Here is a 25131-nt window from a genome sequence, read left to right as displayed (position 1 = left end):
GCAAGAATCACAACAAAAAACGGAACTTCTTGCATTAAGTTGTTCTAAATCTACATATAGTTTTGGTAAAGTAAACGTATCATTCAGATTTATTGCACTTGGGTTGCTGCTCAAGGAACTGCGAGTAGTAAAAACAAGTATATTGAGAGTAAATAATGCAGGAATTGCGATTCGTACTCATTGTTGTTGGCGCATTAGCCATCGCGGCATTACTGTTTCATGGTTTATGGAGCAGTAAAAAAGAAGGCAAAGCAAAGTTTGGTAACAAGCCACTTGGTAAGCTGGATGTTAACCAAGAAGACAAAAATGATCTTGTTGAGAAAGAACGAGACTTCGCTCCCGCTCCTGAAGATGACTTTGAGATCATTCGCAAAGATCGCAAAGAACCAGATTTTGGGATGGCGAGCTCTTTCGACAACAAGTTTGAATCTGACCCGTTATTCGGTGGTCCATCTGAAGTCAAACAGACGCAGCAGGAGCCGGATGACATCCCTTCATTTGTTGCAGAAAAAGATAAAGAAGAGGACGTTGAGCCTGTTGTTCAAGCAACAGTAGCTGAAGAGCCATTCCAGCCCGCTGTGGAAGAAGACGCTATTCCCGCCGCGTTTGATATTACGGAGAAAGAACAGCAAGTCGAAACGGTTAGTGAGCCTGTCGTTGCAGAGCCTAAGGAAGAGCCAAAGCCAGAACCTGAAATGCAAGTGATTGTATTGAATGTGCACTGTGCTGGTGAAGAGCCATTTGTTGGTACTGCTTTATTTGAAAGTATGCAACAAAACGGTCTAATTTATGGCGAGATGGATATTTTCCACCGTCATGTCGACTTGTCCGGTAACGGCAAAGTGCTGTTTAGCGTCGCTAATATGATGCACCCTGGTACGTTTGAGCATGCTGATCCTGCTGAGTTTACAACGAAGGGTATTTCATTCTTCATGACATTGCCTTGTTATGGCGAGGCTGAACAGAACTTCAACTTAATGCTCCGAACTGCGCAGCAAATTGCTGATGATTTAGGTGGTAACGTACTTGATGACCAGCGCAACTTAATGACGCCAGATCGTTTAGCATCTTATCGACGTCAAATAGTTGAGTTTAATGCCGCTAACGCATAATCTTAACAGCAAATAATAATAGGGCTCCGGATGGAGCCCTTTTTCTTGAATTTCCCAACCTCACCGATTGAAAATACACGGGGCTTTACTATGTCTGAATCAGTACTTCAGCGACTAGAAGAACTAAAAGAGTCGTTGCATTACCACGCTGTGCGTTACTACGTGGAAGATAACCCAGAGATCCCTGATGCCGAGTACGACCGTTTAATGCGAGAGTTACTGGATATTGAAGCTGAGAACCCTGACTTAATAACCGTAGACTCGCCAAGCCAACGTGTCGGTGGACAACCTCTCTCTGCGTTTAGCCAAGTGACACATGAAGTACCGATGCTTTCGCTTGATAACGCGTTTGATGATAGTGAACTTGATAGTTTCCACAAGCGCGCGCAAGAGCGCGTGGGAAGCCTGAGTGTGAAAGAATACTGTTGTGAGCCTAAATTGGATGGACTCGCCGTAAGTTTGTTATATGAGAATGGCGTTTTAGTTCAGGCGGCCACTCGAGGCGATGGTACTACGGGTGAAAACATCACAGAGAATGTGCGTACGATTAAAGCCATTCCTTTAAAACTCAGGGGTAATGACTGGCCAAATCGTCTTGAAGTTCGTGGTGAAGTCTTTATGCCGAAAGCTGGGTTTGAAAAGCTCAATGAATTAGCAAGGAAGAAAGGCGAGAAAATCTTTGTTAATCCACGTAACGCTGCGGCAGGTAGCTTACGACAATTGGATTCACGTATTACGGCTTCTCGTCCGCTTAGCTTCTATGCATACAGTGTAGGCGTGGTGCAAGGCGCAGAATTGGCAGCAAGTCATTACGAACGCTTTTTGCAAATCAAATCTTGGGGGCTGCCAATGTGTCCGGAAACTAAGCGAGTTGAAAGCTTGGCGGATGTAAAAGCTTACTACCAAGATATATTGCAGCGTCGTGATGCCCTCCCTTATGAGATCGATGGTGTCGTTATTAAAATTGACGATATTGCCGTGCAAGAGCGTCTGGGGTTTGTTGCTCGCGCTCCACGTTGGGCGATTGCCTACAAATTCCCAGCTCAGGAAGAAATGACGACACTGAATGAAGTGGAGTTCCAAGTCGGTCGCACTGGTGCGATTACACCTGTTGCTAAACTAGAGCCTGTATTTGTTGGTGGGGTAACGGTAAGTAATGCGACGCTTCATAACGCAGATGAGATAGAACGTCTGCAAGTCAAGATTGGTGATCACGTTGTGATCCGCCGTGCTGGCGATGTTATTCCGCAAGTCGTTTCTGTCATCAAAGAGCGTCGACCAGAAACAGCTCGAGATATTGTTTTCCCAACTCAGTGTCCTGTTTGTGGTTCGCATGTTGAGCGGATCGAAGGAGAAGCGGTAACACGTTGTATGGGGGGCTTAGTTTGCCAAGCCCAACGCAAACAAGCGCTAAAACACTTTGTTTCTCGTAAAGCGTTAGACGTTGACGGTTTAGGCGATAAAGTGATCGAGCAGCTTGTTGACCGTGAGATGGTGAAAACTCCTGCTGACTTATTTAAGTTATCTGCGGGGGTTTTAACCGTACTAGATCGCATGGGGCCAAAGTCTGCGCAGAATATTGTGAATGCGTTAGAAAAATCCAAAGAAACGACTTTACCTCGGTTTTTGTATTCACTGGGGATCCGTGAAGTTGGCGAGGCAACCGCAGCAAACTTAGCAATGCACTTTAAAACGTTGGGAGCGATCCAAAATGCTACCGAAGAGCAGTTGATTGAAGTGCAAGACATCGGTGCTGTGGTTGCTCAACATATTACGACTTTCTTTAGTGAAGAACAGAACCAAGCGGTGGTTAAAGATTTGCTTGAACAAGGGATCCACTGGCCAGAGATTAATACTACTGAGCAGGTGGGGGAATTACCATTAGAAGGTAAAACAGTAGTATTAACGGGAACACTTTCTCAACTGGGGCGTACAGAAGCCAAAGAAGCCCTCCAAGCACTGGGGGCTAAAGTGACGGGTAGTGTTTCTAAGAAAACCGATATTTTGTTTGCTGGTGAAAATGCAGGTTCGAAGCTCGCAAAGGCACAAGAACTGGGTATCGAAATTAAAACAGAACAAGACTTACTCGAATTGATGAATTAAGTCTTCTCAAAAAAGCTAAAAAATAACTAAAAGCCCCGTATGGTAAGCATGCGGGGCTTTTTCTTGTTCATAATTAAGTGTTTTTTTATTGAGTAATTGATGCCTTTGTTCTTTTCAGTGATCAAGATCGAACCTTGGGTTATTGGTTTTTTTGGCTTTTTTAGTCTGCGAGTGACTTCAAGTTGATACTTTTAGGCTAAATTTAAATTTTTGATTTTAAATGATATTTTGTTGAGTTGTGTTGGTGTTGTTAAAAATAAGATCTGGATCAATAAGTTATATGGAACTTTGGAGTGGCTCATATTTTTTTAGAAAAAAAATAAGTTCCATTTGGATGTTTTTAGCTGCGAAGTTAGTCTTAATCACGTGGATACACGGTGTGTATGCAGGAACTAAAAAAAGCCAAATTAGAAATAATGAGGTTTGATCAGGAATTTACTTCTCTCCTTCGGCGGCCAACTAAAGGTGAGATAGAAAAATACAGCTATATCCATTTTTAGGAGTTTTTCCATGGACAAATTTTTTAAGGTTTCAGCGTTAACCGCAGCAATGTTTGGTGTTGTTGCTGTCGCTCCAGCTACAGCGTCTACTGAAAGTGCAGCAGGTGGCGAGTACGTAGAGAAAGTGAACGAATTTATGCAAGACTCAAGTCTGAATGCATTATTCATAGTTGATACTCGTTCACGAACTCGTACAACAGGTAAGCCCGGCGGTGAAAATGGTGACCGTTGGAGTCGTCTAAACTACTCTTCTTACAACGCAATTTTAGACTTCACTTCTGGCTACCACGATGGTTGGGTGGGCGCAGATGTTGCGGCTTACTACTCTGGCGATCTTTACAACGATAGTCTTTACAATTCAAACGAAGGCTACCTATGTAACGAAATCTCAACTTGTAACAACCTAGACTGGGGTGCAGGTGATGGTCAGCAGCTTAAAGTTTACAAAGCAGCGCTGAAATTCAAAGCAAACGAAAACTTTAATGCTCGTTTCGGTATGTTACAGGCTGGTGGTAACGGTACAATCGGTAACGTTTGGAGCTTTGTACCTGGTACTTACCGTGGTTTCGAACTAAACGCTAAACTTGGTGATTTCAACCTAAGCTACTTTGGCGCAGACCAATTTACAGCACCTTGGCTGCTTCACGAAGATGATTACGCACCAGCGCTTTGGTCTGACACTTCATGGAGCTACCTACACTCTCTAGGCCTAAACGGTAACCTAACTGACAGCTTGTTTATGCAACTTGGTTTGGGTCAAGCTACTGGCGTTCAATATGCAAATGGTGTTGACTGGGGTGCAGGTCAAGTAACTAGCTACCACAACGAGACTGATAACACATCTTACAAAGCGTATTTGAAGTACACAGTGAGCGATCGTACAACTCTAGCATTTGATTTCTACGGTGTTGATGACGATGTGAAATACGATGGTCTAGGTTTCCACACTGGTCTGTCTTTGAATCAATCTTTCGGCAAGCTAGCTTGGATGTCTGAGTTGCGCTACACAGACACAGATAACCGTGCGGACTTCGTTCCTCGTACTATTCATACATATGGTATGAACAATGGTACTTGGTCTCAGTGGTGGGACGCGCTGTCTGACTGGAACAAAGCGGGTGAGCTAGCATGGTACAACCGTCTATCTTACAACCAAGGTAACGGCTGGAACTACTACCTAGGCTTTGGTTACGGTACTGGCGCTGACTCTGCAGCAAGCGGAGCATCAGGTGACTGGGATTACGAAAGCGAATACGCAGTTAACGCAACAGTATCTTACTCACTACAAAGTGGCGCGCTTAAAGGTTCTACCATTCGTTTACACGGTACAATCCTAGAACGTGATGAGTACGCAGGTGCTGGCGATGCGGATGAAACAGACTTACGTCTACAAGTTCTTATCCCTTACAGCTTCCACTAATACTTAATTAGATAATAAAAGGAGCCGCTAGGCTCCTTTTCTATTTCACTTCTCGGCCGTCGTATATTTTGCAATATAACGGTGGCAACATATGTACATTACCGTTTGGCAACTCACACTTTATCTCTGGGCCTAACGTACGACCACCGGATGCACCATTAGCATGAGTGGTTAACGGAATTATGGCAAAAGATATTACTAATAGACCAGATAAAAATCTCATAATAATCACCTTAATATAAACTTTAAATATCTACGTGCTTGTATAAACCGTGACTACGCAGAAAGGCAAGGTTGAATAGGGCTATTATATCAAACTAAGCTCTTACTTCTTTACTATTCCCATTCCCCACCTCTAAATCGACACATTTCACTTGGAATATTCGTAACGTCGCCACTTGGCATCTTACATTCGACTATAGGTCCCAAATTAGTTGTACCGCCGTTTCCGTTGTTGTAGGCAAAGGAAGAAAAAGAAAAAATACCGCACAACATTAAAAAGAGAAGCTTATTCATAGTACATCCTCTTACTTACCAAATAAAAAGCACTCAACTTAAATGCTTATGCGTTAAGTATGTATCCGAGGATAAAAAGATCAAAAAATAATTCAATAAAGTTTTATTTTTTAAAATAAATTTAGATCGATAATTTACCTAGATATATTTCTATCTTATTGATTGTCGTGTGTTGAATAATTAAATAATAGGAAATGGTAGGTAGGGTATTAATAATATTACTAATACTTATTTTTTTCTCGATTTTAATTAAGGTAATGAAATGAAAGCAGTTGTTTAGATTAAAGTAATGGAGCATGATTTGCCCCATTACTTTGGCATAAATTAATTAGAATCAGGCTCAATGATTAAAATAATACCTTCAACATCGGTGATTCTTACGCGGGTACCGGCTGGAAGTGCTTGATCCGATTGTGCGGACCATGTGGTATCGGCTACCTTGATGCGATTGAGCCCGACGGAAAAGTCTTCTTCAAGGATAAGAGTACGCCCAATTAACTGCTTGTACTTTTGGTTCAGATCTCTTTCTTGGTCTTCTTGCTTGTCTTTAGACCATTGTCGTCGCCACCAAAGCCAGGTGGTGATTAAGCTGAAGCTTGCAAAGCAAAGCCATTGCAATTGCCAGCTCATTGGCAAAACGGTCATGAGTGCTCCAACGATAAGTGCAGACATCCCGAGCCAGAGAAAATACCCTGCGGTACCAAGTAGCTCAACTGCTAAAAGAGCAAAGCCAAACGCTAGCCAATGCCAGAAAGAGATACCTTCCAACAAACTAAAAAAGTCCATAAATTATTCTTTATCTTGCTGTTTAAACATTTCTGCTATCCCTGCAACCGAGCCCATTAGTCCGGTTGCTTCTAATGGAAGCATAATGATTTTACCATTTTCGGCTTGACCAATGCTCTTGATCGCTTCGGTATAACCCTGTGCAATGAAGTAATTGACGGCTTGCATGTCACCTTTTGCAATGGCTTCGGAAACCATGTAAGTCGCTTTTGCTTCTGCTTGCGCGGCACGCTCACGTGCTTCTGCATGGAGAATAGCAGACTGCTTTTCGCCTTCAGCTTTTAATATCTCTGATTGTTTATGACCTTCGGCCTTTAATATCTCAGCTTGGCGAACCCCTTCTGCTTCAAGAATTTCCGCACGCTTATTACGCTCGGCTTTCATTTGCGCATTCATTGCAGCGGTCAGATCGGCTGGTGGCTGGACATCTTTAATCTCAATTCGTGTGACTTTTACGCCCCAAGGGTTTGTTGCTTGGTCAACAATCGCCAACAGCTTAGAGTTGATCATGTCGCGTTGGCTCAGCATTTCGTCCAGTTCCATTGAACCTAAAACGGTACGAATGTTCGTAAGGGTCAAGTTTCTAATAGCGTGTTCTAAGTCGTTGACTTCATAAGCCGCTTTTGCAGCATCGATCACTTGAACAAATCCGACAGCGTCAATAACCACGTTAGCGTTATCTTTTGAAATGACCTCTTGCGCAGGAATATCGAGAACGCGCTCCATCATGTTTACTTTTTGACCAACTTTATCAACGAATGGAATGATCAAGTTTAAACCCGGCTTTAATGTGTGGGTGTAGCGTCCGAAGCGTTCAACTGTCCAGTTGTTTCCTTGCGGAACCGTTTTAATGGCTGAAGATAAGATAACGACAGCAAGAACGACGAAAATACCGATGGTGATCAGTGAATCAATTGGCATGAGTTATTCCCTTAAGTGCATAATGTTCGATCCATTTTTACCTATTTATAGACAATAGACAATTGAAGTTCTGAGACCTTTGAGAGGTTATTGGTTTTTTATATGACAAAGGCCGGAAATCCCGGCCTTTGTTGTCTTATTCTTAGAAGAATGCGGCGCTTAGTACAAAATTGAGTAAAGCTGGCGACGATATTTGCTTGCTAATGCGTTACCTTGACCTAGCGCACTGAGAATATCCATAAAAGTCTTCTTCACTTCACCGTCTTGGGCGCCCAAGTCTTTTTTAAGAATATTCCACAGCAGTTCCAACGCTTCTTCATCCCGACCAACTTGGTTGTATTGTACCGCCAATTCACAAGCGAGTTCGAAGTTTGCCATGTCTGCTGCGTATGCTTGTTCTAGTCGCTGTAACTCAGGGCTATCTGCAGCCTGCAAATGCAGCTCGAGCTTGGCTATTAGGCTCTTGTAGTAGTTATCTTGATACTCGAGAGGGATAGCGTTCAGTAGTTCTTGGGCAATATCAAATTGTTTGGTTTCTAGCAAACAATCAGCCATCGCGAGTTTCACATCACCACGCTCTTGCAGCTCTGGCGGCAAAGTGTGGATGATGCTCAAAGCCTGAGCATGCTCACCTTGCTGAAGAAGTTCACTGATTTGCTTTAATAGTTGTTCATCTGGGCTTGGCAAATGCTTTTGTAGCATGGTAGCAATGGCATCAATTGGCTGGGGCCCTCCCAGACCATCGACGGCTTGACCATTTATAAACAGCGCGATAGTTGGCAATACTTGCACGCCAAATTGAGACGCTAAAGCGGGCTGATCTTCACAATTTAGTAGAGCAAGCGTAAATGCACCGTTGTACTGTTGAGCAAGAGATTGCAACTCAGGGAGTATCTGTGCGCTTTCTGGCTGAGCGTTGGCCCAAAAGTGGATCAAAACGGGCGTGTTCATTGATCCTTCAAGCGTTTCGCGAAAGTTCTGTTCTGTTATCTCAACGATAAATGGGGATTGCATCAGAGTATCCTTGCCTTGTGTCTGTCGTTGATATTAGATATGGAGTTGATTTAGGTGAAATTCAAGCGACATTCACCATCAATAATGAATCATTCTATTTTGAGAAAACGTGAGGTAATAGAGTGAGGTTATTGCTGCTCAGGTGTTAGATAAAAAGAAAACGCTGCCGAAGCAGCGCAATTCTAATGCTATTTGTTAGTGCGGTATCAAAATAGGATGAACATGGTCAACACTACACCCACACTAAGCCAGTTAAGCTGATTTAATGTCATTGTTGCCTCGCAGTAGTATAAACATTGCTACAAAACGTAATGGGTGGCGATACCAAATCTAAGCAACTCAATCACTTTGGGCGAAAGAATCCCCGCTGAATTGCGTAGAAATTGATTCGTTTAGTTGAGGTTTTTTTAACCTACATGTTCATAATGACATCACATTGTTACGGTGAAATTACATTTCGACAAAACTTTTTTATGCAGCCTGTCGCAAAATTTTATCAAGTACACGGGTTGGTAATAGTCTTTTCAAGACTGCGAATAATTTAGTCGGTGTAGTAATTCGATAACGAATTTTCGGTGAAACGCTAGTTAATGCATGAAGAACTGGTGCGATGCAAGACTCTGCAGGCAAAACAAATCGATTATTAGACTTGTCGTTGTTGAGTCGCTCTCTTTGTCCTTCATAAGCATGACGATGGGGGCTAGATTCAATATCAACCCACTTCTCAAAGGCTCGTAATGCATTGTTTCTAAATTGAGTTTCGATCGGTCCTGGTTCTATCAATGCTACTTTGATATTCGTATCCGCAAGCTCTAGCCTGAGCGTATCTGTCCAGCCTTCTAAGGCAAATTTTGATGCATTATAGGCGCCACGGTATTTCATTGCGGCAAAACCAAGAACAGAGCTGTTTTGTATGATGCGTCCTTCGCCTTGCTGGCGCATATGAGGAAGCACTTCTCTGACCAACTGGTGCCAACCAAAAAAGTTGGTCTGAAATTGATCTTGAAGAGCCCCGGTGGGTAAGTCTTCCAGTGCTCCGGGCTGACCATAGGCACCATTATTGAACACTGCGTAAAGCTTACCTTCTGCTAACTCTAGCGCTTGCTTCACGCCCGAAGAAATGCTTTCTGGGCTATTTAGGTCTAGATTGATGCAGGTTAGCCCTTCATTAATTAGGCGCTGGACATCTTGTTCTTTCCTACAAGATGCAATGACATTAAATCCCTTGTTTTGTAGGGCGTGAGCGCACACGTAACCGATGCCAGTTGAACAACCCGTAATAAGAATCGACTTTTTCATAATTTAAGACTCAGAAACCTTGATTAGAGCCATCATTCATCAGCTCCGGTCATGAAGCAAGTGCTTGAGTGCTGGCTCTATTCTGGAGTAGCTAAATTTAAAGCCCAGTTCGGTGAGTTTTTGGGGTTTGGCTCTCATGCTATCGAACAATAAGCAGGAAGATTCTCCCATTAGGAGTTCCATCACCCATTTAGGCGTGAACAAGATATGCGGACGTTTTAGCGTTTTGGCTAGTGTACCGCTGAATATACGATTAGTCACAGGATGGGGGGCGCACATATTGAATGCACCGTGGGCATGTGGTGTTTCAAGCAAGTACATGATGGCGCGGACCATATCTAGGATGTGAATCCAAGGCATGTACTGATTACCGTTCCCAAGTGGGCCGCCTACGCCAAGCTTGTAAGGTAATAGCATCTTTGCCAACGCACCACCATTAAGGCCGAGTACCACGCCAGTTCTCATTAGACAAACCCGAGTTTGCTCCGACTCTGCGCGCTTGGCTATTTGCTCCCACTTTGCACAAACCTCGTGAGGAAAGTCTTCGCTATTAACATGTAAGCACTCATCAAACGGATGGTCTTGTTGATCACCATAGTAGCCAACTGCCGAGCCACTAATAAAAACAGAGGGAGGTTCGGTACTTGCGTGGATCAGCTCAACAATTTGCTCGGTAATTTTCCAACGACTTTTGCAGATTTTTTCTTTTTGCTCGCTGGTCCACCTTTTATCCGCAATAGGCTCACCTGCAAGATTAATGACGGCATCAACGTGATTGAGATCGGCGAACGACTCGAGCGAGTCAAGGTATTCGATATTACCCAGATCAGCATGCTGTAGGCGTTGTTTTGCTCGCTCTGGAGAGCGTGTAAGTAGCATAACTTGGTGAGTTGATAGCAGCTTGAGCAACTCCGAGCCAATAAACCCAGTGCCACCTGTGAGTAATATCTTCATGTTATCTCTTTGAATGTACACGTATTAGAACATTATAGTCGTTTTGTGCTTAGCTTGATCATCTCAACACCATTATTTCTAGGATAGTGACAAGCTGACAGAGAGGCTATTAACTTCACATATTAGAAAATATGTAACTAAATGTTATAAATGGCGCTAGTGCATTCACGGTAGAAGAGTGAAATCTATGCCAGACTAAAAGTTATCGCTCATTGGAACGAGCGTAATCAGTTTGCATAATCAAGGAGGATAGGCATGGAAGCATTTGTTGCGCTTTTTCGAGCGCTCCTCAATAGTGCTCGTGACTTATTACCCATCATCATTGTTATCACTTTTTTTCAATTAGTCGTTTTGCAAGAGCCGCTGCCCAACCTGGTCTCCATTCTTTTTGGATTGTTGCTTGTCATTTTAGGATTAACCTTTTTTATCTTTGGCCTAGAACTTGGTCTTTTTCCTATCGGAGAGAGTATGGCTCAAGCCTTTGCAAAAAAAGGCAGCGTGTTTTGGTTATTAGTCTTTGCGTTTTGTTTGGGGTTTGGCACCACGATAGCTGAACCTGCATTAACCGCGGTAGCGGAAGAAGCCTCAGAAGTTGCGGCAGAGGGCGGAATGATCGCTAACTCAGAGCAGTCCATGCAGGATTACGGAGAAGGACTTCGAGTAACAGTAGCTCTCTCTGTGGGGATAGCCATCGTTATCGGCGTTTTGCGTATCTTAAAAGGGTGGCCAATTCATTACATGATCATCGGCGGCTACGTCGGCGTTGTAATACTGACGTGGTTTGCACCGGAAGCCATTATTGGCGTCGCTTACGATTCCGGAGGTGTAACCACGTCCACCATAACAGTACCTTTGGTCACTGCACTGGGTGTCGGTTTAGCGTCTTCTATTAAAGGGCGTAACCCTATGGTGGATGGCTTTGGTTTAATCGCTTTTGCCTCGCTGTTACCGATGATGTTTGTGATGGTTTACGGAATGGTCGTAACATGATTTCAATTGATCATTTCCTAGACACTTTATTATCGACCGTTCGAGACGTCGTTCCCATCGCCAGCATTATTTTTGGTTTTCAGTTAGCGGTGTTAAGGCGTCCTGTTAGCAACCTTAAGAAAGTTTTGCTTGGGTTCGTTTATGTGATTTTCGGGCTAGCTCTTTTTTTACTTGGATTAGAAATGGCGTTGTTTCCACTTGGGGAGACGATGGCTGTGCAATTAACGGCGCCGGAGTTTTTACAAGAGTTCAAAGTATCTGTAGGGAAAGCCTTAATGTGGGTCGACTATTATTGGGTTTACACCTTCGCCTTTTTTATAGGCTTTAGTACCACGATTGCAGAGCCTTCTTTAATCGCTGTAGCGATAAAAGCAAACCAAGTCTCTGGAGGCAGTATCAGTATTAACGGCTTGCGCGTAGCCGTTGCGTTTGGGGTGGCAATTGGTATTGCATTAGGGAGTTACCGGATTGTCGTGGGCGATCCCATTCATTATTACATCATCGCGGGTTACATCGTCGTTGTGATTCAAACGTTTTACGCTCCTAAGCTTATTGTTCCACTCGCCTACGATTCTGGAGGCGTAACAACTTCTACCGTCACTGTCCCACTTGTAACTGCATTAGGGTTAGGGCTTGCTTCGACCGTCCCTGGAAGAAACCCAATGATTGATGGCTTTGGCTTGATCGCGTTTGCCAGTCTATTTCCTATGATCTCTGTGATGGGCTATGCGCAAATAACCCAGTGGCTGAATAAAAACGTCTCGGAGGAAGAAGAAAATGCGCTTTAAATTGATACTTGCGTTTGTTGAAGACAGCAAAACAGACAAGGTGTTGGACGCTGCACGCGATGCTGGTGCGACCGGTGCTACAGTGATTAACAATGCTCGCGGGCAAGGTTTAAATCAAAAGCGAACGTTTTTTGGTTTAACGCTAGAAGTGCAAAAAGATGTGCTGCTGTTTGTGGTCGAGGAACATCTCGCTCGACACATATTAGAAACCATTAATGAGGTTGGTGAATTTGACAGAGAGTCGGGACAGGGGATTGCTATTCAGATCGATATTGAAGATGCAGTCGGTGTCGCGCATCAAGTCGAGACATTGACCAAAGTGGTCGAGGATGAATTATGAGTGATCAAACGATAATTAGAGTTCGAGATGTTATGGCGGCAACGTATGTGATGGTTGATGGACTGATGACCGTATACGAAGGCATAACGCTAGCGAAAAAATACCAAGTCAAAGCGCTGTTGGTGAAAAAGCGAGATGATAATGATGAATATGGCATCGTGTTGATGAATGATATCGCCAAAAAGGTGCTGGCGAATAATCGTTCTCCTCAGCGCACAAATATTTATGAAATCATGACCAAGCCCGCTTTGTGTGTCGAACCAGATATGAACGTAAAATATTGTGCACGTTTGTTTGAGCGATTTGGCATAAGCAGAGCGCCGGTCATTGAAAGTGGCGAGGTCATTGGGATGGTGAGTTATAACAATATTGTCATCAATGGTATGGTGCGAGAAGAAGTGTAATCGGTTGATATAAATGAAAAATCAACGAATTTTTTCTCAAGTCAGCGACTGTTACAAAGAACTAAAATATTTAATATATGTTAGGTTGCATATGTGTTAATTCACCATTATTCTTTGCGCCCTAAGCCTAATGTCGAGGAATCTGTATCATGCCTTTAGTCTCTTGCCCCGTGTGTGAGAAACAAATCTCAAAACGCGCTCATGCATGTCCAGGATGCGGAGAGCCCGATCCGCTGCACCATCTAGCCAAATCAAAATTTATGTCGATGGTGTTTTGGATACTGGTGTTGGTTGGAACAGCGTATGCAGCATGGTTCTATGTTTTGCCTATGGTCATTGAATCATTGCGCTATCAGTAGTATTCAAACCGTCGTAGGTTGAGCTGCTAAAAAAATGCCGTAGAATGACCTCATACTTTTTGAGGAGACAATGTCGTGAAACTATTTTTTGCCTCAGACCTGCATGGCTCTTTGCCAGCAACTAAAGAAACCATTGAGCTATTTCTGGCCTCTGGTGCGCACCACCTGATTTTGCTAGGAGATACGCTAAACCATGGGCCGCGAAACCCTATTCCGGAAGGCTACAACCCTCCACAGGTAGCAGACTTATTGAACCAATACAGTGATCAAATTATTTCTGTACGTGGCAACTGTGATAGTGAAGTGGACCAAATGCTATTGAAGTTTCCAATGATGATGGATTACTCATGGGTGCTACTTGAATCTGGCAAGAGAATCTTTTTGACTCATGGTCACTTGTACAACTCTGAAAAACGGCCGCCACTGCGCGAAGGTGATATCATCGCCCACGGGCATACACATGTTCCCGTCGCAGAGATGCAAGATGGAGCCATTATATTCAACCCAGGCTCGATGACATTCCCACGTAATGGCTTACCGAGAAGCTTTGGTACTCTAGAAGACAATAAGCTAACGGTAAAAACGCCAGAAGGCGAAGTATTAGCACAAACCATGATTTAACGGTTTTACTAAGTAAAAAAATAGGGAGCGAATTGCTCCCTATTTTGTGTCTGAATGTCCTAAATCGCGTTCTGGGTCGATAATGTCTCTAACGCGCTGTTTTAGCACCTTGGCTTCAGGAAAGCCGCTGTCTTTTTTCCGTTCCCAAATTTGCTGGCCATTACAGAAAATTTCGAAGCGACCACCTGTGTCTGGGTGTAAGCTGATTGTTTCTATTTCTTCACTAAAAGTATGCAGTAATTCTTGCGATAGCCAAGTTGAACGCAACATCCAGTTGCACTGGCGGCAGTAATAAATATCAATGATTGCTTTATCCATGAAACTTTCCTTTTAATCTTTTTAAACCAGCAACTTGATGCCCACCGCAAACGTGAGAATTTCGAATGCAACTTTAATCACTCTGTTACTGTATCGAGTCGCGGCCCATGCGCCTAAACTGCCGCCTAGAAAAGAGCTTAACAATAAAACAGGTAACCAAGCCCAGTGAATAGGCGCCCCTGCCTGTACGACGGCAATGCCTCCAATGCCATTCCAAAACAGGCCGACACAAATCATGGTGTAAGCAACGGCTTGTTTGTAGTCGTAACCAAACCAGCGCACCAAAAATAGTGTCACGAGCAAACCAGAACCTGCGGTAAGAGATCCGTTAATGATGCCGATGAACAGCAAGCCAATTCCACCAATAACCCAACCAATAGGATGACGGTTGCGTATTACTTCAGCTTGGCCTAGCGATGTCTTAAATCGCGAGTAGATACCCAGCGCTAGGATCATCGTGCCGAGCATCTTTTCCGCGATACCATCAGGGATCTGTACAATTAAGTTAGCCCCTAAAATCACGCCAATACTGCCGGACAAGATAAGGTAGAGCGCGACTTTCCATTTAATAGTGCCTGATCTTAAATGCGTGCTTGCTGCGCCTAAGCCTAAAGCGACCGAAGCCACTTTATGTGTGCCTAGCGCAACGGAGAACGGTAAGCCGAGAAAGATGAGTAAAGGGAATTGAAGCAAGCCTGCTCCGCCACCGGAAAGTGAAGCCAGCGTGTTGGCGATTAGTGAACCGAAAAAGAGAGTAGTGGTATCTAGCCAATCCATAAGCAAAACAAAGGGGGCGTCTTGCCCCCTTATCATCCAATCAAAATTAGTTTTTAAACAGTACCGAAGAACCGTGGTTCAAGCTAGTGAGCAATAGTGTTTTTTCGTTCACGACGTCAATACGACGACTTTGCTCCGCATCTAGCTTAAAAATTTGAGTAATTAAACGTAGCTGTGCTTCGGAAAAGTCTTTTGATTGAGAAGATGAAATATCTTTAAACTCCGAAGGCGAGACCAACAAATAGTTGTCACTTACTTCCCAGCGGCCTTTTTCCGAGATATTTATCGTTGATTCTGCGGTTGAACCTTGAGCGAATAGTTTTATATTTGCTACGCGAATATAGTCACCATTAGGGAGATATTTCACGTTTGATTCAACATTAACTCGGCGTAGTGGGCCGACAGTATCGTCAGGCAAGCTGTCTGTAATGACTGTCACCATGGTCGACTGCCATTCGTTTGCTGTGAGGAGCTGCTCCACTTTTAGGTCACTTCCCCAATACAACCAACTACTGAAAAGAACGGATACGGCCAAAACCGCAGATGCTAATTTAATCTTCATATTGGCCTCCTTTATTTGCAGATGTCTGTTGGATCGTTTTGACCTGCGAAAATACGCAGTGTTACGTTCTCGTAAGAGTGGTTACTGTCATGAATGTAGTTCAGAATCAGCTGGTTATTTTGTCCACCAGTGGCAATCACTTCCACTGGCAACGAGTCTTCTGCATGGTGCTTCACGTAGCGCTCAATGCATTGCTCTATTGAAGGCAACCAGTTGTTGATTTGAGGGTGATTTACAGGTGTCATCACCGGTACACTTTGATACTCACCAATCTGACGGAATTGGGATTCCGCAGGGTTCGTGAATAACAATACGCAAACAGGAAGCAGCAGAGACAAAAAGATAATGACACGCGGTAGCCAGTTAATCGTGTTAGATGCTGGCTTCGGCTGAGTTTTAGTCGGCTCTACTTGAGGCTCAAGATCAGCAGTAGTATCGGTCACTATCTCTGTTGGTGGTGTATCGCTCGCTTCTAACTCCACTGCTGGCGCTTCGTGTTCAGAAGCGGTTTCTTCAACGTCAGTGTTAGAGTCAGTAGAAAATGGGCTCAAGCGTTCCACTGAACAAATGAGTTGGTAGCCACGTTTAGGTACCGTTTTAACAAACTCTGGAGATTTTGTTGAATCCTTCAACATCTTACGCAGAGTAGAAATCGCTTGAGTCAGGCTTGAGTCATCCACCTCAAAACCTTGCTCACGCCAAACAAACTCGTGAAGCTCGTTACGGGTTAAAACTTCGTTTGGTCTCTCTGCCAACATCAGAAGTATACGGCTTTCGTTGCTTCCTAATCGTACAACGTCGTTGCCGTTTTGTTGGTCAGCGAGCGAATTACTATTTGGATCAAAGGTGAACCTTTGAGCAAGTAGAAATTTGGTGCCAATGTTAGTCATTTAGTTCTTCTTAGATGGATGATGTTGTAATTATGGTGATTTATGTCACAAAATTACCGGGGCGCTTGGAGTGCGCACGACATTTTAGATGCTTTTAGACGGGTAGGATAATTAAAATTTTCTAAAAAAACACCGTTTTTAGCAATATTGACCTTGAATTTACATTTGTCAGCCACATGTTAAATGACATCTCGGTAAGGTGATTTCAAGGGGAAAGTCACAAACTTGTCCCTATGAAAAAGCCAATTAGTTTAGATGTTATGGAGCACACATGAGCGAAACCGTATCTCAAAATAAAGAAACTCGTGGTTTTCAATCAGAAGTAAAACAACTACTGCATTTAATGATCCATTCTCTTTATTCAAATAAAGAGATCTTTTTGCGCGAGCTGATCTCTAACGCATCAGATGCATCAGACAAACTGCGCTTTCAGGCGTTATCTAACCCAGATCTATACGAAGGTAATGCAGACCTTTGCGTGAAACTGTCGTTTGATGAAAGCGCAAATACCTTAACCATTTCTGATAACGGTATCGGTATGAGCCGTGATGATGTGATTGAGCACTTAGGAACAATCGCAAAATCTGGAACAGCCGAGTTTTTCTCAAAGCTATCTGAAGAGCAGAGCAAAGACTCTCAGCTTATTGGTCAGTTTGGTGTTGGTTTCTACTCGGCATTTATCGTTGCTGACGCCGTTACCGTGCGCACTCGCGCTGCGGGTCTAGCCGCTGATGAAGCGGTACAATGGCACTCAGCGGGTGAAGGTGAGTACACCATCGAAAACATTACCAAAGAGTCACGTGGTACCGACATCATTCTTCATATGCGTGAAGAGGGTAAAGAGTTTTTGAATGAGTGGCGTCTACGTGACGTTATCAGTAAGTACTCTGATCACATCGGCATTCCTGTTTCAATCCAAACTGTCGTTCGTGATGACGAAGGCAAGGAAACAGATGAGAAGAAGTGGGAGCAAATCAACAAAGCCCAAGCACTGTGGACGCGTAACAAATCTGACATTTCAGAAGAAGAGTATCAAGAGTTCTACAAGCACGTATCACATGACTTTGCCGATCCCTTGGTCTGGAGTCATAACCGTGTAGAAGGTAAAAACGACTACACGAGCTTACTATACATCCCATCGAAAGCACCTTGGGATATGATGAACCGCGACCACAAATCAGGCTTGAAACTGTACGTACAGCGCGTATTCATTATGGACGATGCAGAGCAATTTATGCCATCATACTTACGCTTCGTACGTGGTTTAATAGACTCAAACGATTTACCGCTAAACGTATCGCGTGAGATCTTACAAGACAATAAAGTGACTCAGTCTCTACGTAATGCTTGTACTAAGCGCGTGCTAACGATGCTTGAACGTATGGCCAAGAATGACGAAGAGAAATACCAATCATTCTGGAAAGAGTTTGGTCTTGTGATGAAAGAGGGCCCTGCGGAGGACTTTGCAAACAAAGAGAAAGTTGCAGGTTTATTGCGCTTTGCCTCAACTGAAGTGGACTCTTCTGAGCAAACTGTGGGCTTGGCGTCTTACGTTGAGCGCATGAAAGAAGGTCAAGATAAGATCTACTACTTGACGGCAGACAGCTATGCAGCTGCGAAAAACAGCCCTCACTTAGAACAGTTCAAAGCGAAAGGCATTGAAGTTATCTTGATGTACGACCGCATTGATGAGTGGCTGATGAACTACTTAACTGAGTTTGATGGTAAACAGTTCCAGTCAATCACTAAAGCTGGGCTTGATCTAAGTCAGTTTGAAGATGAAGCAGAAAAAGAGAAGCAAAAAGAAACCGAAGAAGAGTTTAAGTCGGTTGTAGAGCGCACGAAGTCTTACCTAGGCGATCGTGTGAAAGAAGTTCGTACCACCTTCAAACTCGCATCTACGCCTGCTGTTGTGGTAACGGACGATTACGAAATGGGTACTCAAATGGCGAAGCTTCTTGCGGCAGCTGGTCAAGCTGTGCCGGAAGTGAAATACATCTTTGAGCTAAACCCTGAGCACAAATTGGTTAAGCGTATGGCTGACGAAGCCGATGAAGAAGCGTTTGGTCGCTGGGTTGAAGTTCTGCTTGGTCAGGCAATGCTAGCGGAGCGAGGCTCTATTGAGGATCCAACAGAGTTCTTAGGAGCCGTTAATCAACTTTTGACTAAGGTGTAATAACCTCTGCAAATCAAAAAGCTCGCATTTCGCGAGCTTTTTGTTTGTTGTCGCAAAATTTTGCATCTCAAGTGCTGAGTTAATAATCAATAGGGCGTGAAAGAGGGTACTGTTAACATTCTTTAGTCTTAATACACTCTTTGCTCAGAGAACCTGTGATAGAATCTGCGACTTGAATGTGAGTAATAAGGCGTGTATTTTTGCTCGCCTATATACGTTATACCGAAACTTATCGTTGCAGGTGCTTCTCAGGTTTGATGTCTAAGAGGTCAGCTATTGTGAGCTTCGGTATAAATCTTAAATATTAAAGAGGATAAATCATGCGCATCATTCTTCTAGGTGCTCCAGGTGCAGGTAAAGGCACACAAGCAAACTTCATCATGGAAAAATACGGTATTCCACAAATCTCTACTGGTGATATGCTTCGTGCTGCTATCAAAGCAGGTACAGAGCTTGGTAAACAAGCTAAAGCTGTTATTGACGCTGGTCAGCTAGTTTCTGATGAAATCATCCTTGGTCTTATCAAAGAGCGCATCGCTCAAGAAGACTGTGCAAACGGTTTCCTACTAGATGGTTTCCCACGTACTATCCCTCAAGCTGACGGCCTAAAAGAAATGGGCGTAGACGTAGACTACGTTATCGAATTTGACGTTGCAGACGATGTAATTGTTGAGCGTATGGCTGGTCGTCGTGCTCACCTTCCTTCTGGTCGTACTTACCACGTGGTTTACAACCCGCCTAAAGTGGAAGGTAAAGATGATGTAACTGGTGAAGATCTTGTTGTTCGTGATGACGACAAAGAAGAAACAGTACGTGCTCGTCTAGGTGTTTACCACGAGCAAACTGCGCCACTAATCAACTACTACGGCAAAGAAGCTGAAGCAGGCAAGACTAAGTACCTTAAGTTTGATGGTACTAAGCAAGTAGCTGAAGTTAGTGCGGATATCGAGAAAGCACTATCTTAATTTGCTGAAGTCAAAAATTTAATATTTTGATATATTGAAAGCGGCCCAAGTGGTCGCTTTTTTTAGTTTACTCGTAAACATATATCTAATTAACTTCAGCTCGGCTATTCGTTACTTCGAGGTTACTTAAATATATGAACCAAGCCGTTTACCATGAATAGGATGTTATGAAAGAGAATAATAAACAGGGTGTACTCCTAGTTAACCTGGGAACTCCTGACGCACCAACCGCTCCTGCCGTAAAGCGCTTTTTAAGTCAGTTTCTTCATGATCACCGAGTGGTAGACATGACTCGATGGCTTTGGTGTCCACTATTGCACGGCGTTATCCTTCCTATCCGAGCTCCTAAAGTTGCCAAACTCTATCAATCAGTATGGATGGAAGAGGGCTCGCCGTTGATGGTGTACTCTAAACGCCAAACTGAAAAGTTAGCACAAAAGCTTGATATACCTGTAGAGCTTGGTATGACGTATGGTAACCCAAGTTTACAATCAGGCTTTGAAGCCCTATTGGCGCAAGGCGTTGATGAAGTCATTGTTTTACCTTTGTATCCGCAATACTCGGGCACAACAACGGCAGCGGTTTCTGACGGAATCACTAAAGCATTTAAAAACCTGCCTGTGATGCCGGGCTTTAGCTTTATTCGTGATTATTACAATCACCCGAAATATATTGAAGCGTTAGCGCATTCAGTTCGTGAACATTGGCAAAAGAATGGCCAGGGAGATTACCTGCTGTGTTCTTATCATGGTATTCCAAAACGCTATGCTGACAATGGTGATGTTTACCCACAGCATTGTGAAGAGACGACTCGCTTGCTTGGGGAAGCGTTAGGTTTAAGCGAACAACAAATTGGCATGACGTATCAGTCCCGATTTGGGAGAGAAGAGTGGCTTCAACCTTATACCGATAAGACCCTAGAAGCACTTCCTGCAAAGGGTGTGAAAAATATTAATGTTGTGACCCCTGCATTTTCGTCAGATTGTTTAGAGACGTTGGAAGAGATCTCGGAAGAGTGTAAAGAGATTTTCCTTGAAGCTGGTGGCGAAAACTTTACCTACATCCCTTGTTTGAACGATAGTGAACTTCATATCGAGATGATGGTTGAGTTAGTTCAATCTAAACTTTAGATACAAAAAAGGGTCGCAATAGCGACCCTTTCTACGTTTAGTTGAGCGATCAAGCAACTTGTACTTGCTGCTCTTCTACTTGCTCTGCCGTGCTGTGCGTATTTTCAGCGCCATGCATCCAGCGAACGAGTGTATTAGAGAATAGGAGCAAAATTACGCCACTTACGGTTGCGCTGACCGCAATACCACTAAAGATAGCCATAGCGCCTAACTCGCCTACGTGAGAGCCCACATAGCCCGCAACATAGTTAGCAATCGCATTACAGCCAAACCATGCACCCATCATAAGTGAAGCTAAGCGAAGCGGTGCTAATTTAGTCACCAATGAAAGACCAATTGGTGATAAACACAGCTCGCCTAATGTGTGGAAGAAGAAAGCGCCGACCAACCATAACATCGATGTTTTTACTGTTGTATCTCCACCTTGTTCTAGCACTGCGCCAACCATACAAAGGAAACCAATCGCCAAGAAAAATAGTGCCATCGCAAATTTCACTGGCGAAGTAGGTTCACGTTTACCCAATTTTACCCAAAGGACAGCCAGAACTGGCGCTAGAGTAATAATGAAAAATGGGTTTAGTGATTGGAACCACGCAGCAGGAACTTCGAAACCACCAATCATGCGATCAGTATATTGTTGAGTGTAGATGTTCATCAGACCACCAGCTTGTTCAAAGCCTGCCCAGAAGACAATAGTGAATAAGCTCATGACCAGAATTACTTTTAGTCGATTCACTTCTTCTTTGGTGAGTGGCTGCTTCGTGGTGGCGTTTTTGTTGTTTAGATCTCGTTTCGCCGCTGGTTCGCGACCAATATCACCAAGCCATGATTGAGCCAGTACCATTTGCATCACTAGGCTAACCAGCATACCCACACCAGCGGCAACAAAGCCAGCTTTCCAACCGTAAGAGGTTGTCACAGAGCCAGAAACGACGCCGGCAAGTAATGCACCTAAGTTGATACCCATATAAAAGATAGTGAATGCACCGTCACGACGGTTGTCACCTTCTTGATAAAGGTCGCCAACCATGGTTGAGATATTTGGCTTAAAGAGACCGTTACCAGTGATAAGTAAACCAAGGCCTAAATAGAAACTGTGTAGCGAACCAATACCTAAAGCATCAGCAGGAAGTGCAAGAGTAAACTGGCCGATGGCCATTAACGCGCCACCAAGCAAAATTGAGCGACGTTGACCTAAATAGTTATCTGCTAGGTATCCACCGATAAGAGGCGTGATATACACAAGCCCTGTGTATATGCCGTATAGGTCTAATGCGTCTTTGGTTGACCAGCCAAGGCCGCCATTCATTGTTGTATCAGTAAGGTAAAGCACGAGAATGGCACGCATTGCGTAGTAAGAAAAGCGTTCCCACAGTTCAGTACCGAACAATAAGAACAGGCCACGTGGATGACCAAAATATTGATGTTGGTTTGACATAAGCTCTTCTAATAATAGTTATTACATTTTTTAACGACTTCTACGTATACAATGCAATTCAATGAGTGACAAATAATAAAATTTTGCCATTCGACTATTTTTGTTTGTTAAGTAGCTGTTTTTGATTGGATTTGCAGATTATATGATGGTGTATTGGTTGTGTTACAAACTTAATTTCCATTTTTGCCTATGGACTTCTTTATCGTAAGTTGCTGAAAAAATGTCGTTAATGCGAGCGATGTATAATCATACTTTTATAGATAAACTGAATATCAATGACTCAACTTTGGCTTAATGCTAGGATAAAAACAAAATAGAATTGGCTAGTAAAAAGATGAAACGTTGGTATCTACTTTATTGTAAACGTGGGGAGCAGGTTAGGGCGAAACAACACCTTGAAAATCAAGGTGTAGAGTGCTTTTATCCAACTGTAGGAGTTGAGAAGATTTTGCGCGGGAAAAGACAAAAAGTCGAGGAACCGCTGTTTCCTTGTTACGTATTCGCTTACTTTGATTATGAGCAAGGGCCAAACTTCACCTCAGTCCGCTCTACTCGAGGTGTTGTTGACTTTGTGCGTTTTGGTGCTCAACCGAAAGAAGTTCAAGGTGACTTGGTCTTCGAATTGATGCAGCTAGAAAAGTGTTGTAATGACAATACCGTTTCTGAATGCATGCCAAAACCAGGCGATCAAATTAGAGTTAAAAGCGGTCAATTTGCGGGCATAGATGCCATCTTCCAAGAACAAGATGGTGAGAAACGCTCAATTATGCTAGTTCAGATGATCACCAAGCGTGTGCCTGTCAGCATAGACAATAGTGATTTAGATTTAAAATAGCCTAATTCCATCAAACATAAAAAGAGGTGCAAAAGCACCTCTTTTTGATCGTATCTAATTGATCGTATCTAATTTTTTGTCTGTTTTAAAAGGGTTGGACGAACCAACCCTTATCTTTATCGTAGAGAATTAGTATGAATCGTTGTGAACGGTCTGTACTGCACGACCTGATGGGTCAACACAGTTTTGGAACGATTCATCCCATTCAATCGCCTTCGCTGAAGAACACGCTACTGAAGGGCCTCCTGGTACACACTCTGCTGCTGATGGAAGTGGGAATAACTCTTCAAAGATTTCACGGTACACGTAGCCTTCTTTTGTCGTTGGCGTGTTGTATGGGAATCGATATTGAGCTGTTTCCATCTGCTGGTCTGTCACTTTCTGTTCCGCTACTTCTTTCAGCGTATCGATCCAGCTGTAGCCAACGCCATCAGAGAATTGCTCTTTTTGACGCCATGCGATCGATTCTGGCAGGTAGTGCTCGAAGCACTCACGAAGGATGTGTTTCTCCATTTTACCGTTGCCACACATCTTGTCTGCTGGGTTCAAGCGCATTGCTACATCAATGAACTCTTTATCTAGGAAAGGTACGCGTCCTTCAACTCCCCATGCTGCCAGCGACTTGTTAGCACGAGCACAGTCGAACATGTTCAGAGCAAGCAGTTTACGCACAGTCTCCTCGTGGAACTCTTTCGCGTTTGGCGCTTTGTGGAAGTAAAGGTAGCCACCAAAGATTTCGTCAGCGCCCTCACCAGACAATACCATCTTGATACCCATCGCTTTGATCTTACGACCCATTAAGAACATAGGTGTTGATGCGCGGATAGTCGTCACGTCATACGTTTCAATGTGGTAAATCACGTCACGAATCGCGTCCAAACCTTCTTGAATTGTGTACGTCATTTCGTGGTGAACGGTACCAATTTGGTCGGCAACTTCGCGAGCGGCTTTCAGGTCAGGCGCGCCTTCTAGGCCAACAGCAAAAGAGTGCAGTTGAGGCCACCAAGCTTCAGACTTTTCATCATCTTCAATACGCATCGCTGCAAAGCGTTTTGCTACCGCAGATGTAATAGAAGAATCTAGACCGCCCGAAAGAAGTACACCGTAAGGCACGTCAGTCATTAGTTGGCGTTTAACAGCCGCTTCTAGCGCTTCAGTCAATTCTTCTTTGCTAGTGCTGTTACCTTGTACTGCTGCGTACTCGTTCCAGTCACGAACATAGTAACGTGTTGGCTCAGTATCTTTAGAGCTGTAATAGCTACCAGGAGGGAATTCACTTACTGTTTTACATACTGGAACAAGAGCCTTCATCTCTGATGCCACATAGTAGTTACCATGCTCATCGTGACCTTGATAAAGAGGGATAATACCAATATGGTCACGTCCGACTAAATACTCATCTTTTTCTTCGTCGTAGAGCACAAAAGCGAAAATACCGTTTAGTTCTTCAAGGAGATCTGCACCCATATCTTGGTAAAGTGCAAGAATGACTTCACAGTCTGAATCGGTTTGAAATTCGTACTTTCCTTCGTAACGAGCACGAATTTCTTTATGGTTGTAGATTTCACCATTGACGGCAAGGACGAGCTTCTTATCAGGGCTGTATAGCGGCTGTGCACCACTATTTAGACCAACAATCGCCAAGCGCTCGTGCGCTAAAATAGCACGCTCTGAAGAGTAAATCCCAGACCAGTCTGGGCCACGGTGACGAAGTTTTTTCGACATCTCTAATGCGATAGGGCGCAATGCGGCTGCATCGCTTTTAATGTCTAAAATGCCAAATACTGAACACATACTACATCCTTACTAAACTAAACAATTTCTAATCGGTATGGTTTAAATTTGCCATTACTAATAAAAAAAGCAACGTTTTGTGATTAAAAAAATGATAAAAGGCCTTGTTGTATGGAAAA

The 25131-nt window shown here is 43.6% G+C and carries 25 protein-coding genes; 13 read left to right on the top strand and 12 right to left on the bottom strand.

Annotated elements, in window-relative coordinates:
* Positions 1 to 155 precede the first annotated feature (155 nt).
* The 3 genes from zipA to R7E47_RS16615 all read left to right on the top strand — a co-directional run bounded on the left by zipA (position 156) and on the right by R7E47_RS16615 (position 5135).
* Positions 156 to 1112, top strand: coding sequence for a cell division protein ZipA (zipA, locus tag R7E47_RS16625; protein WP_005382051.1), 957 nt, complete (start codon positions 156 to 158; stop codon positions 1110 to 1112).
* A 90-nt stretch (positions 1113 to 1202) separates the two neighbouring features.
* Positions 1203 to 3215, top strand: a complete 2013-nt coding sequence (ligA, locus tag R7E47_RS16620) for an NAD-dependent DNA ligase LigA (protein WP_033906925.1) — start codon at positions 1203 to 1205, stop codon at positions 3213 to 3215.
* 510 nt (positions 3216 to 3725) lie between these two features.
* On the top strand, positions 3726 to 5135 hold the full coding sequence (locus R7E47_RS16615; RefSeq protein WP_005382055.1) for a hypothetical protein: 1410 nt from the start codon (positions 3726 to 3728) through the stop codon (positions 5133 to 5135).
* A 40-nt stretch (positions 5136 to 5175) separates the two neighbouring features.
* Here R7E47_RS16615 and R7E47_RS16610 read toward each other — a convergent pair whose 3' ends face one another.
* The 6 genes from R7E47_RS16610 to R7E47_RS16585 form a co-directional block, all read right to left on the bottom strand.
* Positions 5176 to 5358, bottom strand: coding sequence for a hypothetical protein (locus R7E47_RS16610; RefSeq protein ID WP_021707681.1), 183 nt, complete (start codon positions 5356 to 5358; stop codon positions 5176 to 5178).
* Between the two features lie 617 nt (positions 5359 to 5975).
* Entirely contained in the window at positions 5976 to 6437 is a 462-nt protein-coding gene (locus R7E47_RS16605; protein WP_017634826.1) for an NfeD family protein, read from the bottom strand.
* Between the two features lie 3 nt (positions 6438 to 6440).
* A complete protein-coding gene (locus R7E47_RS16600) occupies positions 6441 to 7358 on the bottom strand; it encodes an SPFH domain-containing protein (RefSeq protein WP_005382060.1) in 918 nt (305 codons plus the stop codon).
* Positions 7359 to 7517: 159 nt separating this feature from the next.
* Positions 7518 to 8372, bottom strand: a complete 855-nt coding sequence (locus tag R7E47_RS16595) for a co-chaperone YbbN (RefSeq protein WP_318084667.1) — start codon at positions 8370 to 8372, stop codon at positions 7518 to 7520.
* 471 nt (positions 8373 to 8843) lie between these two features.
* The gene (locus R7E47_RS16590) at positions 8844 to 9671 is read right to left on the bottom strand and encodes an SDR family oxidoreductase (RefSeq protein WP_213967005.1); all 828 of its coding nucleotides are present in this window, start codon (positions 9669 to 9671) and stop codon (positions 8844 to 8846) included.
* 39 nt (positions 9672 to 9710) lie between these two features.
* Positions 9711 to 10625: a TIGR01777 family oxidoreductase gene (locus R7E47_RS16585; RefSeq protein WP_318084665.1), complete on the bottom strand. Its 915-nt coding sequence runs from the start codon at positions 10623 to 10625 to the stop codon at positions 9711 to 9713.
* Between the two features lie 255 nt (positions 10626 to 10880).
* Between R7E47_RS16585 and R7E47_RS16580 the strand changes: the two genes are divergently transcribed.
* From R7E47_RS16580 to yfcE, 6 genes are all read left to right on the top strand, one after another.
* Entirely contained in the window at positions 10881 to 11615 is a 735-nt protein-coding gene (locus R7E47_RS16580) for a DUF1538 domain-containing protein (RefSeq protein ID WP_064376309.1), read from the top strand.
* Entirely contained in the window at positions 11612 to 12403 is a 792-nt protein-coding gene (locus R7E47_RS16575; protein WP_005382078.1) for a DUF1538 domain-containing protein, read from the top strand. Before R7E47_RS16580 ends, R7E47_RS16575 begins: the two co-directional genes overlap by 4 nt.
* Positions 12393 to 12743 carry a P-II family nitrogen regulator gene (locus R7E47_RS16570; protein ID WP_206959848.1) on the top strand — a complete coding sequence of 117 codons (351 nt, stop codon included), beginning with the start codon at positions 12393 to 12395 and terminating at the stop codon, positions 12741 to 12743. Before R7E47_RS16575 ends, R7E47_RS16570 begins: the two co-directional genes overlap by 11 nt.
* A complete protein-coding gene (locus R7E47_RS16565) occupies positions 12740 to 13147 on the top strand; it encodes a CBS domain-containing protein (RefSeq protein ID WP_318084663.1) in 408 nt (135 codons plus the stop codon). The genes R7E47_RS16570 and R7E47_RS16565 overlap by 4 nt, the downstream gene beginning before the upstream one ends.
* 149 nt (positions 13148 to 13296) lie before the next feature.
* Positions 13297 to 13506 (top strand): hypothetical protein, encoded by a 210-nt coding sequence (locus R7E47_RS16560; protein ID WP_005382086.1) that lies wholly within the window; start codon positions 13297 to 13299, stop codon positions 13504 to 13506.
* A 75-nt stretch (positions 13507 to 13581) separates the two neighbouring features.
* Positions 13582 to 14127 carry a phosphodiesterase gene (gene yfcE / locus R7E47_RS16555; RefSeq protein WP_017634822.1) on the top strand — a complete coding sequence of 182 codons (546 nt, stop codon included), beginning with the start codon at positions 13582 to 13584 and terminating at the stop codon, positions 14125 to 14127.
* A 39-nt stretch (positions 14128 to 14166) separates the two neighbouring features.
* On the opposite strand, the gene R7E47_RS16550 is transcribed toward yfcE, so the two are convergent.
* Genes R7E47_RS16550 through R7E47_RS16535 form a run of 4 tightly spaced genes read right to left on the bottom strand, consistent with a single transcriptional unit; the run spans position 14167 to position 16674 of the window.
* Complete coding sequence (locus R7E47_RS16550) at positions 14167 to 14445, bottom strand: SelT/SelW/SelH family protein (protein ID WP_005382088.1); 279 nt, start codon at positions 14443 to 14445, stop codon at positions 14167 to 14169.
* Between the two features lie 21 nt (positions 14446 to 14466).
* Positions 14467 to 15222 (bottom strand): sulfite exporter TauE/SafE family protein, encoded by a 756-nt coding sequence (locus tag R7E47_RS16545; protein ID WP_053307523.1) that lies wholly within the window; start codon positions 15220 to 15222, stop codon positions 14467 to 14469.
* 46 nt (positions 15223 to 15268) lie between these two features.
* A complete protein-coding gene (gene toxS / locus R7E47_RS16540) occupies positions 15269 to 15784 on the bottom strand; it encodes a transmembrane regulator ToxS (RefSeq protein WP_005382091.1) in 516 nt (171 codons plus the stop codon).
* Positions 15785 to 15795: 11 nt separating this feature from the next.
* The gene (locus R7E47_RS16535) at positions 15796 to 16674 is read right to left on the bottom strand and encodes a transcriptional regulator (RefSeq protein ID WP_025766992.1); all 879 of its coding nucleotides are present in this window, start codon (positions 16672 to 16674) and stop codon (positions 15796 to 15798) included.
* A gap of 271 nt (positions 16675 to 16945) precedes the next feature.
* On the opposite strand from R7E47_RS16535, the gene htpG reads away from it, so the two are divergent.
* The 3 genes from htpG (at position 16946) to hemH (ending at position 20945) form a co-directional block, all read left to right on the top strand.
* Positions 16946 to 18850 carry a molecular chaperone HtpG gene (gene htpG / locus R7E47_RS16530; RefSeq protein WP_053303298.1) on the top strand — a complete coding sequence of 635 codons (1905 nt, stop codon included), beginning with the start codon at positions 16946 to 16948 and terminating at the stop codon, positions 18848 to 18850.
* A 320-nt stretch (positions 18851 to 19170) separates the two neighbouring features.
* Positions 19171 to 19815, top strand: coding sequence for an adenylate kinase (gene adk, locus R7E47_RS16525; protein WP_005382094.1), 645 nt, complete (start codon positions 19171 to 19173; stop codon positions 19813 to 19815).
* A gap of 167 nt (positions 19816 to 19982) precedes the next feature.
* Positions 19983 to 20945, top strand: a complete 963-nt coding sequence (gene hemH / locus R7E47_RS16520; RefSeq protein ID WP_017819956.1) for a ferrochelatase — start codon at positions 19983 to 19985, stop codon at positions 20943 to 20945.
* A 49-nt stretch (positions 20946 to 20994) separates the two neighbouring features.
* Here hemH and R7E47_RS16515 read toward each other — a convergent pair whose 3' ends face one another.
* Entirely contained in the window at positions 20995 to 22383 is a 1389-nt protein-coding gene (locus tag R7E47_RS16515; RefSeq protein ID WP_005382097.1) for a peptide MFS transporter, read from the bottom strand.
* Between the two features lie 334 nt (positions 22384 to 22717).
* On the opposite strand from R7E47_RS16515, the gene rfaH reads away from it, so the two are divergent.
* Positions 22718 to 23218: a transcription/translation regulatory transformer protein RfaH gene (gene rfaH, locus R7E47_RS16510; protein ID WP_054576697.1), complete on the top strand. Its 501-nt coding sequence runs from the start codon at positions 22718 to 22720 to the stop codon at positions 23216 to 23218.
* 129 nt (positions 23219 to 23347) lie between these two features.
* Here the strand turns inward: rfaH and asnB are convergent, their stop codons facing one another.
* Positions 23348 to 25012 (bottom strand): asparagine synthase B, encoded by a 1665-nt coding sequence (gene asnB / locus R7E47_RS16505; protein WP_258483700.1) that lies wholly within the window; start codon positions 25010 to 25012, stop codon positions 23348 to 23350.
* Positions 25013 to 25131: the final 119 nt, after the last annotated feature.

The sequence above is a fragment of the Vibrio sp. Vb1026 genome, assembly GCF_033338745.1.
Taxonomy (GTDB): Bacteria; Pseudomonadota; Gammaproteobacteria; order Enterobacterales; family Vibrionaceae; genus Vibrio; species Vibrio alginolyticus.
Note: the sequence above shows the minus strand (reverse complement) of the source record. Positions and strands in the feature narration are given on the sequence as shown.